The sequence below is a fragment of the Castellaniella sp. genome, from assembly GCF_004321985.1.
Taxonomy (GTDB): Bacteria; Pseudomonadota; Gammaproteobacteria; order Burkholderiales; family Burkholderiaceae_B; genus Castellaniella.
The window spans coordinates 35,907-52,599 of record NZ_SCQN01000022.1; the positions used below are offsets into that span (position 1 = coordinate 35,907).

The 16,693-nt window shown below is 64.9% G+C and carries 18 protein-coding genes; 7 read left to right on the forward strand and 11 right to left on the reverse strand.

Features of this window, described 5'->3' with window-relative positions; translation table 11 throughout:
• Positions 1–46 precede the first annotated feature (46 nt).
• The 7 genes from recQ to EPN31_RS05755 form a co-directional block, all read right to left on the reverse strand.
• On the reverse strand, positions 47–1,915 hold the full coding sequence (gene recQ, locus EPN31_RS05725) for a DNA helicase RecQ (RefSeq protein WP_291770644.1): 1,869 nt from the start codon (positions 1,913–1,915) through the stop codon (positions 47–49).
• Positions 1,916–1,920: 5 nt separating this feature from the next.
• On the reverse strand, positions 1,921–2,502 hold the full coding sequence (gene ruvA / locus EPN31_RS05730; RefSeq protein ID WP_291770645.1) for a Holliday junction branch migration protein RuvA: 582 nt from the start codon (positions 2,500–2,502) through the stop codon (positions 1,921–1,923).
• Positions 2,503–2,518: 16 nt separating this feature from the next.
• On the reverse strand, positions 2,519–3,067 hold the full coding sequence (gene ruvC / locus EPN31_RS05735) for a crossover junction endodeoxyribonuclease RuvC (protein WP_291770646.1): 549 nt from the start codon (positions 3,065–3,067) through the stop codon (positions 2,519–2,521).
• A complete protein-coding gene (purH, locus tag EPN31_RS05740; RefSeq protein WP_291770647.1) occupies positions 3,067–4,659 on the reverse strand; it encodes a bifunctional phosphoribosylaminoimidazolecarboxamide formyltransferase/IMP cyclohydrolase in 1,593 nt (530 codons plus the stop codon). The genes ruvC and purH overlap by 1 nt, the downstream gene beginning before the upstream one ends.
• Before the next feature lie 45 nt (positions 4,660–4,704).
• Positions 4,705–4,941: a helix-turn-helix domain-containing protein gene (locus EPN31_RS05745; RefSeq protein ID WP_291770648.1), complete on the reverse strand. Its 237-nt coding sequence runs from the start codon at positions 4,939–4,941 to the stop codon at positions 4,705–4,707.
• 17 nt (positions 4,942–4,958) lie between these two features.
• Positions 4,959–5,972, reverse strand: coding sequence for a tRNA dihydrouridine synthase DusB (dusB, locus tag EPN31_RS05750; protein ID WP_291770649.1), 1,014 nt, complete (start codon positions 5,970–5,972; stop codon positions 4,959–4,961).
• A 71-nt stretch (positions 5,973–6,043) separates the two neighbouring features.
• Positions 6,044–7,195 (reverse strand): FAD-dependent monooxygenase, encoded by a 1,152-nt coding sequence (locus tag EPN31_RS05755; protein ID WP_291770651.1) that lies wholly within the window; start codon positions 7,193–7,195, stop codon positions 6,044–6,046.
• A 115-nt stretch (positions 7,196–7,310) separates the two neighbouring features.
• On the opposite strand from EPN31_RS05755, the gene EPN31_RS05760 reads away from it, so the two are divergent.
• Both EPN31_RS05760 and EPN31_RS05765 read left to right on the forward strand, forming a co-directional pair.
• On the forward strand, positions 7,311–8,165 hold the full coding sequence (locus EPN31_RS05760) for a cytochrome c oxidase assembly protein (RefSeq protein WP_291770652.1): 855 nt from the start codon (positions 7,311–7,313) through the stop codon (positions 8,163–8,165).
• Positions 8,166–8,273: 108 nt separating this feature from the next.
• Positions 8,274–9,668 (forward strand): M48 family metalloprotease, encoded by a 1,395-nt coding sequence (locus EPN31_RS05765; RefSeq protein WP_291770740.1) that lies wholly within the window; start codon positions 8,274–8,276, stop codon positions 9,666–9,668.
• 17 nt (positions 9,669–9,685) lie between these two features.
• Here EPN31_RS05765 and EPN31_RS05770 read toward each other — a convergent pair whose 3' ends face one another.
• The 3 genes from EPN31_RS05770 to EPN31_RS05780 are packed head-to-tail and all read right to left on the reverse strand — an operon-like array spanning position 9,686 to position 11,300.
• Positions 9,686–10,108, reverse strand: a complete 423-nt coding sequence (locus EPN31_RS05770; RefSeq protein ID WP_291770653.1) for a nuclear transport factor 2 family protein — start codon at positions 10,106–10,108, stop codon at positions 9,686–9,688.
• Between the two features lie 7 nt (positions 10,109–10,115).
• Positions 10,116–10,328: a zinc-finger domain-containing protein gene (locus EPN31_RS05775; RefSeq protein ID WP_291770654.1), complete on the reverse strand. Its 213-nt coding sequence runs from the start codon at positions 10,326–10,328 to the stop codon at positions 10,116–10,118.
• Positions 10,329–10,379: 51 nt separating this feature from the next.
• Positions 10,380–11,300, reverse strand: coding sequence for a branched-chain amino acid transaminase (locus tag EPN31_RS05780; RefSeq protein ID WP_291770655.1), 921 nt, complete (start codon positions 11,298–11,300; stop codon positions 10,380–10,382).
• 124 nt (positions 11,301–11,424) lie between these two features.
• Between EPN31_RS05780 and EPN31_RS05785 the strand changes: the two genes are divergently transcribed.
• Positions 11,425–12,798, forward strand: coding sequence for a DEAD/DEAH box helicase (locus tag EPN31_RS05785; protein WP_291770656.1), 1,374 nt, complete (start codon positions 11,425–11,427; stop codon positions 12,796–12,798).
• 20 nt (positions 12,799–12,818) lie between these two features.
• Here the strand turns inward: EPN31_RS05785 and EPN31_RS05790 are convergent, their stop codons facing one another.
• Positions 12,819–13,193, reverse strand: coding sequence for a thioredoxin family protein (locus EPN31_RS05790; RefSeq protein WP_291770657.1), 375 nt, complete (start codon positions 13,191–13,193; stop codon positions 12,819–12,821).
• A gap of 56 nt (positions 13,194–13,249) precedes the next feature.
• Here EPN31_RS05790 and EPN31_RS05795 point away from each other — a divergent pair, with 56 nt between their 5' ends.
• The 4 genes from EPN31_RS05795 (at position 13,250) to EPN31_RS05810 (ending at position 16,615) form a co-directional block, all read left to right on the forward strand.
• On the forward strand, positions 13,250–14,041 hold the full coding sequence (locus EPN31_RS05795; protein ID WP_291770658.1) for an EI24 domain-containing protein: 792 nt from the start codon (positions 13,250–13,252) through the stop codon (positions 14,039–14,041).
• A 134-nt stretch (positions 14,042–14,175) separates the two neighbouring features.
• Positions 14,176–14,994 carry a molybdopterin-binding protein gene (locus EPN31_RS05800; RefSeq protein ID WP_291770659.1) on the forward strand — a complete coding sequence of 273 codons (819 nt, stop codon included), beginning with the start codon at positions 14,176–14,178 and terminating at the stop codon, positions 14,992–14,994.
• Positions 14,995–15,144: 150 nt separating this feature from the next.
• Complete coding sequence (locus EPN31_RS05805) at positions 15,145–15,894, forward strand: IclR family transcriptional regulator (protein WP_367188298.1); 750 nt, start codon at positions 15,145–15,147, stop codon at positions 15,892–15,894.
• Positions 15,895–16,039: 145 nt separating this feature from the next.
• Positions 16,040–16,615: a phasin family protein gene (locus EPN31_RS05810; protein ID WP_291770662.1), complete on the forward strand. Its 576-nt coding sequence runs from the start codon at positions 16,040–16,042 to the stop codon at positions 16,613–16,615.
• The last annotated feature ends 78 nt before the right edge of the window (positions 16,616–16,693 follow it).

Below are 16,693 nucleotides of genomic sequence, written 5' to 3' on the forward strand. Positions count from 1 at the left end.
CTATTCGCAGGTGATCGTGGCGTGGTCGGTCTGGTATGTGGCAGCATCACTGGCCGTTGGTTGAATCCATCAGGCAGGCGACCACGTCGGGGCCGTAGGCTTCGCGCTTGCGTATCCCCACGCCGCTGATGGTGCCCAGTGCGTCCAGGGTCTGGGGCTGTTGCAGCGCGATGTCGCGCAGAGTCGCGTCGTGGAAGATCACATACGCAGGGACGCCGTGCGTCTTTGCGACTTGGGCGCGCCAGGCGCGTAGCCGCTCGAAGCGCTGCTGCGCGTCGGGTGGCAGCGCGGCGGCCAGGTCGGCGCTGCGGGCGGATCGCCGGCCGGACTTCGCGTGCGTTTCGTGTGCGACCGGCCGCAGCATCAGCGTGCGTTCGCCTTTCAGCACGTCCCGGCTGGCGGGGGTCAGTGCCAGCGTGCCATAGCCCTCCAGATCGACCGTCAGCAGGCCGAGAGCGAGGGCTTGGCGCAGGATGCCGCGCCACGCTTCGGTGGTCAGGTCGGCGCCTACCCCGAAGACCGTCAGTGACTGGTGGTCATGCTGTTTCACACGGTCCGTCATCTGGCCCCGCAGGATGTCGATGATATGTCCGCCGCCGAAGCGCTGGCCGCGTTCTCGCCAGAGCCGGTAGATCGCGGACAGCAGCTTCTGGACGGCGATGGTGCCGTCCCAAGTGGTGGGTGGCTCCAGGCAGGTGTCGCAGTTGCCGCAAGGTTCCACTGTCTGCCCGAAATAGGCCAGAAGCTGCTGCCGGCGGCAGGTGACGGCTTCGCAGAGGGCCAGCATGGCGTCGAGCTGCCGGACCTGTCGGCGCTGATGCAGGGCATCGCCTTCAGACGCGTCTATCATGCGCCGTTGCTGGACCACATCTTGCAGCCCGTAGGCGAGCCAGGCATCCGCCGGCAGGCTGTCGCGGCCTGCTCGTCCCGTTTCCTGGTAGTAGCCCTCGATGGACTTGGGCAAATCGATGTGGGCGACGAAGCGCACGTCGGGTTTGTTGACGCCCATGCCGAAGGCGATCGTCGCCACCATGATGATGCCGTCTTCGCGCAGGAATCGCGCCTGATGCTCGGCGCGTGTCGGTGCAGGGAGTCCGGCGTGATAGGGCAGCGCCGTGAGGCCGTTGCGATTCAGGAATTCGGCCGTGTCCTCGACTCGCGATCGCGATAGGGCGTAGACGATGCCGCAGTCCCCGCCGTGCTCTTCGCGGATGAAGTTCAGCAGCTGCCGCCGGACCTCGTGTTTTTCGACGATGCGATAACAGATATTGGGGCGATCAAAGCTGGCGATGAACTGTGGCGAGTCCTGCAGGCTCAGGCAGGTGATGATGTCGGCGCGGGTAGCTTCGGTCGCTGTGGCAGTCAGCGCGACTCGCGGGACTGTGGGCCACCGTTGCGCGAGAATGTCCAGTTGCTGGTACTCGGGCCGGAAGTCGTGTCCCCATTGCGAGACGCAGTGCGCTTCGTCGATGGCAAAGAGCGCGATACGGCCGCGCGCGAGCAGCTCCAGACAGCGCGGCGTGAGCAGCCGTTCGGGGGCGATGTAGAGCAGATCGAGCTGGCCGCGCAGATAAGCCTGCTCGACTTCTCGGGCAACTCCCGGTGTTTGCGATGAATTCAGGAACGCGGCTCGCACGCCCAGCTCCTGCAGCGCGTCGACCTGATCCTGCATCAGCGCGATGAGGGGTGAGATCACCACCCCCGTGCCTGGGCGCACCAGCGCCGGGATCTGGTAGCACAGCGACTTCCCGCCCCCCGTAGGCATCAGCACCAGCGCATTGCCACCGTCGATCAGTCGTTGGACGATGGCCTGTTGTTCGCCGCGGAATGACTCGTAGCCAAAGACCTGTTGGAGCGCATCCAACGCCGTGGCCAGGGGGGGGCGGTCCAGGTCGGCGTCGAAGAGGGTGGACATTCGGGTCACGCGCGCGACAATGTCTTCAGCGCATGGCGGATGCTGTCGGAAATGCTCAGACCCGCCGGCAGCGTGGCCATCGCCTTGCGGGCTTCAGGAGCCGAGTAGCCCAAGGCTTGCAGCGCGTGCAGCACGTCGTCATCGCCAGCGACCGAGGTTCCGTCGGCGCGCGGTGCGGGTGCGACCGGGCCCAGCTTGTCGCGCAGTTCCAGCAGCAGACGCTCGGCCGTTTTCTTGCCAATCCCCGGGACCTTCACGAGCCGTCCGGATTCCTGGCGCTCCACGGCGTCGGCCAGGTCCTCGACACTCAGTCCCGAGAGTACGGCCAGCGCCGTGCGGGCTCCGATGCCGGTGACCTTGATCAGCGCCCGGAACGCACGCCGTTCCGCTGGCGTTGCGAACCCGTACAGGACATGGGCGTCTTCGCGGATCGCCAGGTGCGTGTGCAGGGTGACGGTCTGGCCCACGGCCGGCAGCTTGTAGAGCGTGCTCATGGGGACGTCGATTTCGTAGCCCAGGCCACCTGTTTCGACGCACAGCGTGGGCGGAGTGATTTCGCGCAGGATCCCGGTGATGCGGCCTATCATGGCGTCGTGTTTCCTTTCAGGAAATGAGCCGCCCGGTGCGCAGGCGCCGGGTGCGGGGTGAGAGGATTTCTGGGGCCAGCGCCTGGAGGCGCCCAGCCAGGGGTGCGCAGTGGGCGTGGCAGATCGCACAGGCCAGCGCATCGGCGGCATCAGGGGCGGGCGTGCCGTCCAGGGCCAGCAGGTGGCGCACCATGACCTGAATCTGTTCCTTGCTGGCGTGGCCGGTACCCACCACGGCCTTCTTGATCTGCAGCGCGGTGTATTCCTGGACTGATAGCCCCGTGTCGGCCAGCGCGCACAGGGCGGCGCCGCGCGCTTGTCCCAGCAGCAGCGTGGAGGCGGGGTTCTTGTTCAGGAAGACCTTTTCCATGGCGGCCTGGTCGGGGTGTGCGTCGCGCGCCACCTCGCGCAGGTTGTCAAGAATCACCTTCAGGCGTTCGGACAGGGGCTGCCCGGCAGGCACCACGATGGTGCCGCTGGCGACGTACCACAGCCTCGCGCCGCTGGCTTCGATGACGCCGAAGCCGGTGCGCCGCAGACCAGGGTCGATCCCCAGAATGCGCATCAGTGGCGGAAATGCCGTGTGCCGGTGAAGACCATCGCGATGCCGCGCTCGTCCGCTGCTGCAATGACTTCTCCATCACGGATGCTGCCGCCCGGCTGGATCACGCAGGTGGCGCCTGCTTCGGCCACCACATCCAGCCCGTCGCGGAACGGGAAGAAGGCGTCGGAGGCTACAGCGGAGCCCTGCAGGCTCAGGCCGGCCTTCTCGGCCTTGATGGAGGCGATGCGGGCAGAGTCGATGCGGCTCATCTGGCCGGCACCCACGCCCAGCGTCATGCGCTGGCCGCAGAACACGATGGCATTGGATTTCACGAAGCGCGCCACGTTCCAGGCGAAGGACAGGTCCTGCATCTGGGCTGCGGTGGGTGCGGTGCGCGTCACGACCTTGAAGTCGGCCTCATGCGCCACCCGGCTATCGGGGTGCTGGACCAGCCAGCCGCCGCCCACGCGCTTGACGTCGAATGGGTTTTGCGCCTGGCCAGGCTTGACTTGGAGGACGCGTACGTTCTTCTTTGCGGCCAGCACCGTGAGTGCGGCATCTGTGTAGGCAGGGGCGATCAGGACTTCCAGAAACTGTTTACCGACCGCCTGCGCGGTTGCTTCGTCCACGGCCTCATTGAAAGCGATGATGCCGCCGAAAGCTGAGGTCGGGTCGGTCTTGAAAGCCTGCTGATAGGCCTGCAGCGGCGTGTCCCCCAGCGCGACGCCGCAGGGGTTGGCATGCTTGACGATCACGCAGGTCGTGGTGGGGAAGCTGCGCACGCATTCCCAGGCGGCGTCGGCGTCGGCGATATTGTTGTAGGACAGTTCCTTGCCCTGGATCTGGTGGTAGCCGGCCAGCATCCCGTCGCCGACCTGCAGGTCGTGGTAGAACGCTGCGTCCTGGTGCGGATTCTCGCCGTATCGAAGCGCCTGTTCGCGCTGCATCTGTATCGTCAGGACACGTGGCCAGGTCTCGCGTTCGGGTACCGATTGTGGTGCTGGCTCACGGGATGCCAGACTACTCAGGTAGGCGGCGATGGCGCCGTCGTAGGCGGCCGTGTGAGCGAAGGCTTTGGTGGCCAGCTCCAGACGCAACGCGTAGGACGGTTGATGGGCGGGGCCGTCCATGTCGGCGAGTACGCGCGGGTAGTCGGCGGGGTCGATCACCACCGTGACGCCGCCTTGGGGCGATCCGTGGTTCTTGGCGGCCGAGCGCAGCATGGAAGGTCCGCCAATGTCGATGTTTTCGATGGCATCGGCCAGCACGCAGTCCGGGCGCGCGATGGTCTTCAGGAACGGGTACAGGTTCACGACCAGCAGGTCGATGGCCGGAATGTTTTGTTCCTTCAGTGTCTGCATGTGGGCCGGATCATCTCGGCGGGCCAGCAGTCCGCCGTGGATGCGCGGGTGCAGCGTCTTGACGCGGCCATCCAGGATTTCGGGGGAACCGGTGTGGTCCGCGACTTCCGTGACTGCGAGCCCCGCTTCACGCAGTAGCCGGGCCGTGCCGCCGGTGGACAGCAGCGACACGCCGCGATTGGCGAGTTCCCGGGCAAATTCGACGATGCCCGATTTGTCGGACACGGAGATCAAGGCGGTCTGGATGGTCATGTTGGCGAGGCGGAAGAAAGGAATGGAAGAAGGCGCGGTGGCTGGTCAGGCCGATATCTGGTGGGTCTGGAGCTTTTTTCGCAGGGTGCCGCGCGTGATCCCCAGCATGTCGGCGGCGCGTGTCTGGTTGCCGTCGCTGCGCTCCAGGGCGACCTGCAGCACCGCTCGCTCCACGCACAGGTTGACCATGGAGAGCAGATCGTGCGGGGCCGAGTCGCCGAGATCGGCAAAGTAGCGTTCCAGTTGGTTGCGGACGGCTTGTTCCAGAGGGGTGGTGCTCATGTCGAAAGGTCGGGGTTTCAGTGGAGTTCGGTCATTCGGGGTAGTACGGGGGCATCCGAAGCGTGTTCGTCGAGCCAGTGGCCCAGCATCGACGTCTGTTCTGTGGTGCTGTCCACCGCCATGATATCTGCAAGCAAGGGCTCTGATCCGGGCAGGTCGCCCAGATACCAGCTGATATGCTTGCGGGCGCTGCGCACGCCGGTCTGTTCGCCGTAGAACGTGTAATGGTCTTCAAGGTGGCTGAGGAGGTGTTCGCGCAGTTCTCCGTAGGTGGGCGGCGGCAGGTGGGTTCCGTGTTCCAGATAGTGCGCGATCTCGCGGAAGATCCAGGGTTTTCCTTGGGCGGCGCGCCCCACCATGATCGCGTCAGCCCCGGTGTAATCCAGCACCTCGCGCGCCTTTTCGGGTGTCGTGATGTCACCGTTGGCGATCAGCGGGATGTGGATGGCGGCACGGACCTCGCGCAACGTCTCGTACTCGGCTTCGCCAGTATACAGGTCGCAGCGCGTGCGGCCGTGCAGGGTGAGTGCTGCGATGCCGCACGCTTCCGCCAGCCGGGCGATCCGCACGGCGTTGCGGTTGCTGCGATCCCAGCCGGTGCGCGTCTTCAGCGTGACGGGGATGCCCAGCGGGCTGCACGCATCCACTACGCGGCTCAAGATGCGAGCGACCAGCGGTTCGTCGCGCAGCAGTGCCGAGCCGGAGGCGACATGGCAGACCTTCTTGACCGGACAGCCCATGTTGATGTCGATGATCCGAGCGCCTTTGCGGACGTTGTAGAGCGCCGCCTCGGCGAGCATGTCCGGGTCGGCTCCCGCGATCTGGACGGCGACGGGGTCGGGTTCACCTTCGTGGTCGAGGCGGCGGGAGGTCTTCACGCTGTCCCACAGGGCCGGGTTGCTGGCGGCCATTTCCGAGACTGCGTACGCGGCACCCAGTGCCTTGCACAGGCGCCGGTAAGGCCGGTCGGTCACCCCTGCCATGGGGGCGACGCAGACGGCGTGGGGCAGGGTCCAGGTTCCGATTCGCATAGTGGGGATTGTAGAACGCGTGGGTGTCCCGTTTGGTGGATCTGTGCTCGCGGGGTTGGCCAGGCGGGGCGCTAAAGCCGCTGGCCCTGCATCAGGTGGCGTGCGAGCGGCTTGCGCAGGACCGGAAGGACGTCCAGGGCGAGCAGCGCCAGCCCGCAGGCGTGGCGCTGCAGCGGGTTGGCGGTGGCAAAGAGTCTTGGCAGACTGTCGGTGATCGCCAGTGTCAGGCTGCGGTCCAGCCGCCGCTGGTGGGCGTAGTGGTCCAGCAGATGCTGGACCGGCGTTCCCGCTGCTGCGAGCCATGGGTGCAGGATGGATGACAGCTGTGCCACATCGCGCAGGCCCAGGTTCAGGCCCTGGCCGGCCACCGGGTGCAGCGTCTGTGCGGCGTTGCCTACCGCCACGATTCCGGCGCCTTGCAGGCTGGGTCCGGCGTGCAGGGACAGCGGGAAGGTGTGGGTGCCGCTCAGTCGCTGCAGGCGCCCCAACCGCAGGCCGAATGCGATCTGCAGCTGGGCGTCGAAGGCAGTGGCTGAAAGCGCCGCCAGCTCCTCGGCGCGGGCGGGTGACACGCACCACACCACGTTGTAAAGATCCTGGCCAGCAGGGTGCGGCAGCAGCGCCAGCGGCCCGGTTTGGGTGAAGCGTTCGAAGGCGCGTCCGGCGATAGGTGTCTGGGCCCGGACGGTCGCCAGCACGGCGTGCTGGCCATATCCCCGCATGAGTCCCTGCGGCTGCTCACCGTCCGAGAGCAGCACCACCGAGGCGGTGATGTCGCCGTCGGCTGCCCGCAGCTGGACAGGCTGGCCGGGCCTGGGACGCGCAGGGCGCTCGGTCAGACGCGTCAGCTTGCTGCGGGCGACAGCGGCGTGCAGCGCATCGAGCAAGTCATCGTAGGCCACCACGCTGCCCAGGCGCGGCGCGTCGAGTTCGGACTGGTCGATCAGCGTACGCCCCAAGTGCCCGGCTTGGGATACATGCACGGTCAGGATGTCCGCTGAGTGGGCGGGCCAGGCGCCGAGCTGTTCCAGCCATTGTCGGCTGCCGTGGTTGAGCGCCAGCGCACGTGGGTCCACGGACTTTCCCGGTGTGCGTGGCTTGGGGGCCGGCCCCATGAGCGCAATGCGCGTCGGATCTGGCGCGTGCCGGGCCAGACTCAGCGCCAGCGCGCACCCGACCGGGCCACTGCCCAGGATTGCGATGTCGTAGGTGGTGTGAGCCATGGGGATGGTAACGGCGAAAAGCGTTCATTTTAGAATGCTTTAAACTAAGAATCCTTTGAAACGGGATCCCTGGCCCATCGCGGATCTCTGGGCCCAACTGGATACTGCTGTCATCATGGATCTGCTCACCTGGCTGCAACCCTGGGAGTTTTCTCCCACCCTGGTGCTGGCGTTTCTCGTGTCGGGCTGGCTGTATGGGCGGGGCTGCAAGGCGCATCGTGTGGGGAAGGTTCGCCAGACACTGTTCTGGGTGGGGTGGGTCATCCTGTATCTGTCGCTGCACACCCAGCTGGACTACTATGCCGAGCGCATGTTCTTCATCCACCGGCTGCAGCATTTGGTGCTGCATCATCTGGGGCCGCTCATCGTGATGAGCAGCTACCCCGGCCAGGTCATGCGGGCGGGTCTGCCACAATCCTGGCGTACGTGGCTCGCAACTGCTCGCCGGCGGCGCGGACCGATCCGTGTCCTGGAGTCGCTGGCAACCCATCCCATCCTGATTCCGATGCTGTTCCTGGCGTATGTCCTGGTGTGGGTCGAGCCCACTGTGCAGTTCTACTCCATGCTGGATTGGCGCCTCTACCGCTTCATGAACTGGGGCGTGGTGGTCAGCGGCATGCTGTACTGGAACCTGATCATGGATCGCCGGCCACATCCGCCGGCGGCGATGGCGGCCGGCTGGCGGGTCTTTTCACCGATCTTCACCATGGCGCCGCAGATGGCTGCCGGCGCCGTGATCGCGCTTTGTGGGCATGACCTGTACCCTGTCTTTGACCTGTGCGGCCGGGCGTTGCCCGGCTTCACCGCCATGGATGACCAGGTGCTGGGGGGGCTGATCATGTGGGTGCCGGCCGGCCTCATCGAGGCTTACGGGCTGCTGTATGCCCTGGGCACACTCATGCGGCTGTCCGATCGCAATCGTCTGCCTCCGCCCCGGCGGCTGGCCAGACGGGTTGTCCACGGGGCCTGAGGACGGACCGTGGACCATTGGGTCCGAACCACCGGTTGCAGCCTGTGCCTGACGGCGGCGGTGGCGTTGTCCGCCCCGGCTTGGGGACAGCCCATCGGGCTGCCCTCGATGGGGGCCACGTCGGCGGCCGAGCTCTCTCCGGCAGTGGAACACATGCTGGGCGAAGCCATCATGGAGCAGGGGCGCCACGATCCCACCTATGTGGCTGCGCTCGACATCAACCAGTACCTGACCGGTGTCGGGCGTCGCCTGGCTGCGCACGCGCCCCAGGCGCTGAGCCAGCCCATCACGGTTTTCGCGATCCGCGATCCGTCCATCAACGCCTTTGCATTGCCCGGCGGCTACATTGGTGTCAACAGCGGCCTGGTCGTGGGGGCTCAAAGCGAGTCCGAGCTTGCGAGCGTTCTGGCCCACGAGATCGGCCACGTCATGCAGCGTCACATCGCACGTGGCATTGCCCACGAGTCCCAGGGCACTGGAATGATGGTTGCGAGCCTGGTCGGTGCACTGCTCGCGGCCCTGGCGGGCCAGGGCGATCTGGCGATGGGCGTGGCGGCCTTTGGCCAGGCGGCGACCATCGACCGGCAACTGGGTTTTTCGCGCAGCGCTGAGCAGGAGGCCGATCGGGCTGGTTTCCAGATGATGCGTGCCGCCGGCTTCGATCCGCGCGGGATGCTGGACATGTTTCGCCGCCTGATGAATGCAGCCAGCCTGAACGAAGGCACGGGCGGCGCCTATGCCTCCACGCACCCCTTGTCGATCCAGCGTCTGTCCGATATCGAGAATCGCCTGTCCGAATTGCCCCCCGTACAGGTCAGACCTGATCCGGAGTTCTGGTTCGTGCGCACCCGGCTGGCGTTGCTCCAGGCCGTTAGCGGCGACAGCCGCCGCAACCTTCAGCAATCTCTGCGCAACGAAGCCGGCACACAGCAGGGCATGCGCAAATCGGCCGCCCTGTATGGGCTTGCCATGCTGGACCGGCAATCTGGGGATATCGCCGGCGCCCGGTCCTATGTCGCTCAGGCGCAGGCGCTGCAGGACTCTCCACAGCTGGCCATGCTGGCCATCCAGCTGGCCGCTGCCCAGAGCCCCGCAGCTGCCGAGGAAGTCAGCGCGGCTGCCTGGAAGCGGTGGCCGGACAGCCAGGGTGTTGCCGATGGCCGGGCCCATGCTTTGCAGGCCGCCGGACGGGATCAGCAGGCCGTCGCCTTTTTGCAGGCCAGGATCCGCCAATGGCCTGATGTGCCCGAGTTCCAGAAGTCGTTGGCCGACGGGCTGAATCGCCTCGGCCGGATGGCCGAAGCACATGAGGCCATGGCTTCGTATTATGAGCAGACCGGCGCGCTGCCGACAGCGGTCGAGCACCTGGAGCAGGCTCGCAAGCTCTCGCGGGATTTCTACGTCCAGTCAAAGCTGGATGCCCGGATCCGCCAGGTGCGGGAACACCTGAAGACGCAGCGGGCGCTGCTGGCCCCTTACAGGAACAAGTCTGACGGTCAGTGATCCCGTCGTCGGGCGCGTCAATGAATCGTGCGCGAAGAGCTGGGAATGTCCAGCAGCGCGGCCTCGCGCGGCGCGGGCGAAGCGTGATGCACGATCAGGCGCCAGCCGTCGGGCCCTTTCTGGTAAACGTTGGTGGTGAAGAAGTTCAGGGTGTCCTTGCCGTGCGGTGTATCCACCGCGATCTGCTCGATCAGGATGTGTACGGCATTCATCACGCCCACGATGGCGTGGACTTGCGACGGGAAGGCGGCGACGGGGCCATTGGCGAAAATGTGTTCCCAGGCATCCTGGATGGCGCGCGGGCCCAGCGCGCGCAAGCCGCCCGGATGGACGCATGCGACGTCTTCGTCGTCTCCCCAGACGCGCATCATGAGCGCCGTGTCACCTTGGCGCATGGCCTCGTAGAACGCGGCTTCAGCTTCCTCTGGCGAGGGGAACATGCGGGGCTCAGTGGTGTCCGTGGACTTTTTCGCCCTCGCGCAGCGCGTATTGCGCCCCGCAGTACTGGCAGCGTGCGACGTGGTTTTTCACGACTTCGATGTAGATGCGCGGGTGCATGCTCCAGAGCGGCGCCTTGGGGCCCGGGCAGTAGACCGGCAGGTCTTCGGCGCCGACGTAGATGATGTCCTGTTGTTTGGCGGATTCGGGAGCGCTGCTCATGAGGGATTCCTGAAAAAGAGGCGGCGGGCTGCCAGGCCCGCCTGAAAGCGTTCAGACTTTGAAGAGCCAGTAATGGTATTTGGGGGTCTTGCCGGACACTGCGTCGAAGAAGGCTTTTTGCAGTTGTCCCGTGATCGGGCCGCGTTCGCCGGCGCCGATCTGGCGCCCGTCGATTTCACGAATGGGCGTGACCTCAGCCGCTGTTCCCGTGAAAAAGACCTCGTCCGCGATGTACAGATCGTCGCGCGTCAGACGCCGCGAGACCACCTTCAGGCCCATGTCCTCAGCCAGCTGGTGGATCGATGCGCGCGTGATCCCCGTCAGTGCACAGGCGATGTCCGGTTCGTAGAGCACGCCGTCACGCACCATGAAAATATTTTCCCCCGAGCCCTCGGCGACGAAGCCTTCGGTATCCAGCAGGATGGCCTCATCGTAGCCGCTGTCCAGGGCCTCCGCGTTGGCCAGGATGGAATTGGCGTAGGTGCTGGCGACCTTGGCACGCGGCATGGTGACGTTGACGTGCTGGCGAGCAAATGAGGAGATCTTCACCCGGATGCCCTGTTTGAGGGCTTCTTCGCCGAGGTATGCTCCCCATGGCCAAGCTGCGATGGCCACATGGACCGACGCGCCCTTGGGCGAGACCCCCATTTTTTCCGAGCCGTAGAACACCAGTGGCCGGATGTAGCAGGATTCCAGTTCGTTGCGGCGCACGACCTCGATCTGCGCGTCCGAAATGGCTTCGCGAGAATAAGGGATCTTCATCTGATAGATATGCGCTGAATTGAACAGGCGCCGCGTGTGGTCCTCGAGGCGGAAGATCGCCGTGCCGTGATCGGTCTTGTAGGCGCGGACCCCCTCGAAGACCGCCAATCCGTAGTGCAGGGAGTGGGTCAGGACGTGCGTGGTTGCCTCGCGCCAGGGCACGAGCTTGCCGTCATACCAGATGAAGCCGTCACGATCAGCCATCGACATGGTCGTCTCCTAGGGTGCGATGCCGCCATTGTAGCAATTGCCCGGGCCACCGCGATGCACGTTAAAATAAGCGGTTCATGAACGCGCACCGCCGCTTTTTGAGGCTGCGCACCTTTTGATTCGAATGACCGATTCCATCTCCCACGATTCCTCCGAACCCGCCGTGGCGTTCGCTCAGTTCGGCCTGCATGCCGGCATCATGCAGGCTGTGGCCGACGCCGGCTATACGTCGGCGACGCCGATCCAGGCGCGCGCCATTCCGGTCGTGATGGCCGGGCGCGACGTCATGGGCGCCGCCCAGACCGGTACCGGCAAGACGGCGGCGTTCGCGCTGCCCATCCTGCACCGGCTGATGCCGTTTGCCAACTCCAGCGCTTCGCCGGCCCGCCATCCGGTGCGTGCGCTGATCCTGACACCCACGCGTGAACTGGCCGATCAGATTCACGCCAACGTCGAGCAGTACAGCAGCCATGTGCCGCTGCGCACGACGGTGGTCTTCGGCGGGGTCGACATCCGCCCGCAGCGGGATGCGCTGCGCGAGGGTTGCGAGATCCTGATCGCCACGCCGGGCCGGCTGCTGGACCACGTCGAACAGCGCAACGTGAATCTGGGCCAGGTCGGGATTCTGGTGCTGGACGAAGCCGATCGCATGCTTGACATGGGGTTTCTCCCGGATCTGGACCGCATCTTGCGCCTGTTGCCGGCCGGGCATCAGGGCCTGCTGTTCTCGGCCACGTTCAGCCCGGAAATCCGCAAGCTGGGCCGCGGTTTTCTGCGTTCGCCGGTGGAAATCGAAGTCGCGCCGCCCAATGCCACCGCCGACACGGTCAGCCAGATTGCCTATCTGCTCGAGGGCGAGGCCAAGCGGCGGGCAGTGGTGCATCTGGTGAAATCCCGCCAGTTGACGCAGGTCATCGTTTTTTCCAACACCAAGATCGGCTGCAGCCGGCTGGCGCGCCAGCTCGAGCAGGACGGCGTACGCGCCGAATCCATTCATGGCAACAAGACCCAGATCGAGCGCATGAAGGCGCTGGACGCCTTCAAGGCTGGCACCCTCGAGGTTCTGGTGGCTACCGACGTGGCCGCGCGGGGCCTGGACGTGGCCGGCATCCCTTGCGTCATCAACTACGATCTGCCGCATAGCGCCGAAGACTATGTGCACCGCATCGGCCGCACGGGGCGGGCAGGTGCCCAGGGCGAAGCCATCGCGCTGTATACCGCCGAAGAAGAGCGGTACTTGTTGGGGATCGAGAAACTCATCAAGATCCAGATTCCGCGCGGCGAGCTGGACCTGCCCCGTGCTCCGCGGCGCAGTCCGGCACCTGTGCGGCGTGGCCATGGCGCAGGCTGGCGCCCGGCCGAGGTGCCCGTCGATGATTTGTTCACCAAACCTTACGTGCCTTCGGTGGCCAGCCATCCCGCATCAGTCGGGGACTCGTCGCCCGCCTTGGTTCCGATGCGCCGAGCGGTAGGCGTGCTGCTCGGCGGAAAAAAATAACTTTCTGTCCGCTGCGGGGTTTACTGACCCAGTTCGTCCAGTCTTCCGGGCCCAGCGTCCACGACAGGCAGTTGTGGGGCACGCTCGATGAGCCTTCTCAGATGTTCGATCTGCGGCAATTGCGTCCCCCAGAAGCGGGTGCCTTGGCGGTCCTGGATCAGGATGGTCGGAAAATTCTCAATGTCTTCGTCGCCCAGCCAGTCGGGACTGTCTTCCACGTCCACCCAGATGAAGGTCCATTGCGGGAGCTGGTCCGCCAGCGTTTCGAAGGCAGGCCGATACGCATCGCACGTCCGGCACCAGGCCGCGCAGTAGCACGCGACCCGGTTGCCGGAATCGGCCGCCATGCGTGCCTGAAGGGCGTCCGGTTCGGTTGCGGGATTGAACAATTTCATGCAGACAACACTCGAATGAATTTCGTAACATTGTAGATGTTTGCCTGGAGTGCCAGATGACTCGTCAAGACCTTGCCCTGCGTGAATCCAGAACCCCCAATGGCCTGACCCTGGTGGGGCAGGCCTTTCGCCGCGCGGTGGTCAGCCAGTTCCACCCGCGCATGATCGCCGCCTTGTTTCTGCCTTTCATCATCGCGTTTCTTGGTGCGGTCCTCCTGCTGTGGCTGTTCTGGACGCCGGTGACGGGCTGGATGGATCAGGAGGCCTCGTCATGGGGGCTCTTCAATACCGTTGATGGCTGGCTGGTGGCCGTAGGGCTTTTTTCGCTGAAGCTGTGGCTGATCCCGTTGCTGTCGGCCGGACTGCTGCTGCCGATGGCCGGGATCCTGGGCCTGGTGATCGCCGCCATTTTCGTCATGCCCATCGCCTTGCATCACCTGGAGGCACGTGACTATCGCGGGCTGTCGCGCCAGGGGGTTCATGCCACGGCGCTCGGAACCTGGAATGCGATCTGGGTGGGGGTGTTGTTCTGCCTGGGCTGGCTCTTCACCATGCCGCTCTGGCTGGTGCCGCCATTTGCCCTGGTGCTGCCGGTCTTCTGGTGGGCCTTTGCCTTGAATCGCATGCTGAGGGTGGACGCCATGGTGGAACACGCCAGCCTGGCCGAGCGCCGCCTCCTGTGGCGCCGCCATCGCCGCCAGCTTTGGCTGTTGGCCGCCGGCCTGGCGGTGTTGAACCTGATCCCGCTATTCTGGCTGGTCATGCCGGTGTATTCGGCGCTGGTCTACGCCCATTTCTGCCTGGATGCGCTGAGCCGGCTACGGGCGGAAACCGTGCTCGAGGTCTGATCTACTCGATGTCCTGGTGTTGCGGCACGGTTCCCCTGCCTGCCGCTGCCGAGGCCCGGCGCACGCCACTGTGTTGGATGTAGGATGTGTCATCTTGCCCGCACGTGCGGGAGACCTTCAATGGAGTGGACTTCATGGTCGTCGATACCCGGAATGCCCCAGTGCCGCATGTTCGCCTGATCGCAATCGGTGATGAAATTCTTTCGGGACGTCGCCAGGACAAGCACTTTTCCAAACTGATCGAGCTGCTGCAGGCGCGCGGGATGAAGCTGCGGGCTGCGGAGTTCGTCTCCGATGACGAGGACGACATTGTCGAGTGCCTGATTCGCAGCTTCGCGACGACGGACATCGTGTTCTGCTGCGGCGGGATCGGCGCCACCCCTGATGATCGTACCCGCCAGGCCGCCGCCCGTGCCCTGGGCGTGCCACTGCAACTGCATCCCGAGGCCGAGCGCCTGATTGGCGAGCGGTGTGCGGAAATGGCGGCCAAGGGCCAGGGCAGCGCCGACATGACCACGTCCGAGAACCGGCAGCGCCTGCAGATGGGAGTATTCCCCCAGGGGGCGGAGATCATCCCTAACGCGTACAACCGGATTCCGGGGTTCTTCATTCGCAACCATAGCTTCATGCCGGGGTTCCCGGTCATGGCGCACGAAATGATGGCCTGGACACTGGATACCCGCTATCCGCAATGGCATCACCACGATGCGTGGGTGGAGCATTCGTTCCTGGTGTTCGGACTTCCCGAATCGCGCATCACCCCCGCTCTGGAGTTGCTCGAGCAGCGCTGGCCGGGCATCCACATCTTCAGTCTGCCCAGCGTGGGCGAGGCGGGTGGTCACCCCCATATCGAGCTGGGCGTGAAAGGCGCTCCTGACGCAGCGGCCGAAGCGCTGGAATGGCTGCGCGCCCAAGTCCTCCAGGTAGGTGGTCGTCTCAACCCCCCCGCCTGAAAAGTGCTTGCCATGTGCGCCAGAATTTCATAGTATGGAATTGTGGCATTGCAACATCGTTTCCTCATGGCGCACATTCCGACTTCTTCCGCTTCTGCATCGCTTGCGCACGCCCCCGGGATCGTGCCGCCTCACCATGACTCCGATGCGGTGACCATCCAGGTACTGGACCGGGCCATGCGCATTCTCGACGTCCTGGCCGGACAGCGGGACCCTGTGACGTTGAAGGAACTGTCGGCGGCTACGGGGCTTCATGCCTCCACGACCCACCGCATCCTGGCGGATCTGTCCGTCGGGCGGTATGTAGAGCGCGTGGACAGCGGCCTGTACCGGCTGGGCATGCGCCTGCTGGAACTGGGCTCGCTGGTAAAGGGGCGGCTGGACGTACGCGCCGCATCCCTGGTGCCCATGCGCGAATTGCACCAGAAGACCGGCCAGACGGTGAACCTTTCGCTCGCGCAGGGCGATGAGATCGTCTATATCGAGCGGGCCTGGAGCGAACGCTCGGGCATGCAGGTGGTGCGTGCCATCGGTGGGCGCGCTCCTCTGCACCTCACCTCCACCGGCAAGCTGTTCCTGTCCACCTGGGATGCTCGAAGCATCCGCAGCTATGCCATGCGCACGGGCCTGGCGGGTACTACCCGCAACAGCATCACGCAGGTTGATCCTCTCGATCGCGAGCTCGCCCTTGTGCGCCGCCATGGCTATTCACGCGACAACGAAGAGCTCGAACTCGGGGTACGCTGCATTGCGGCCGGCGTGTATGACGACACGGGTGCGTTGCTGGCGGGGCTGTCACTGTCAGCGCCAGCAGAACGCATGCGCGATGAATGGATTCCCTTGCTCATGTCGACGGCTGCCAGGATTTCCGAAGCGCTGGGATACGAGCCCAGGCATTAATTTGTTGCGTTGCAACAAAAGTGCTTGACACGGCCGTTCAATCAGATAGAATTTCGTTTGTGCATTGCAGCAATTCGCTGTGATCGAGAAGGTGCCAGGCGTCTTGCCTCAGAGGAAACCTTCTATTCATTGACAAGGAGTCATCATGAGCGCAACCCCCCAAAACCTGCTGGCTGGTCAAAAGGCCATCATCGACAACCTGCTGGCTGTTCAAGGCACGTTCTTCGACGGCTTTGAAAAGCTGGTCGACCTGAACCTGAAGGCCACCCGTGCCGCGCTGGAAGATGCAGCGCAAAAGTCGCAGGAAGCCATCGAACTGAAGGACGCGCAGGAATTGCTGGCCTTCACTTCTTCGCTGGTGCGCCCCGAGCAGGCCGTCTCTTATGGCAAGGATTTCTACGAGATCGTCTCCGGCATCCAGGGTGACCTGAGCAAGCTGACGGAATCGCAGCTGTCGCAGGGCCAGCAACAGGTCGCCGACGCGGTCGAACAGTTCGCCCGTAATGCCCCGACTGGTTCCGAAGGCGCAGTGGCGCTGCTGAAGTCCACGCTGGCCACGGCCACCAATGCGTATGAGTCTGCCGCCAAGGCTGCCCGCCAGGCTGCCAGCGCAGCGGAATCCAACATTGCCGCCGCGACCAACGCTACGCTGAAGGCTGCCGCTGACGTGAACAAGGCCACCAAGGCCACCACGCGTGCCCGCCGCACGGCCGCTAACTGATCGTCTGAGTCCCGGCACTGGCACCCGGCTGGTTTCGCCGCCGGGTGATCCTGCCGGTGCACGGACCGGGTGACCGAT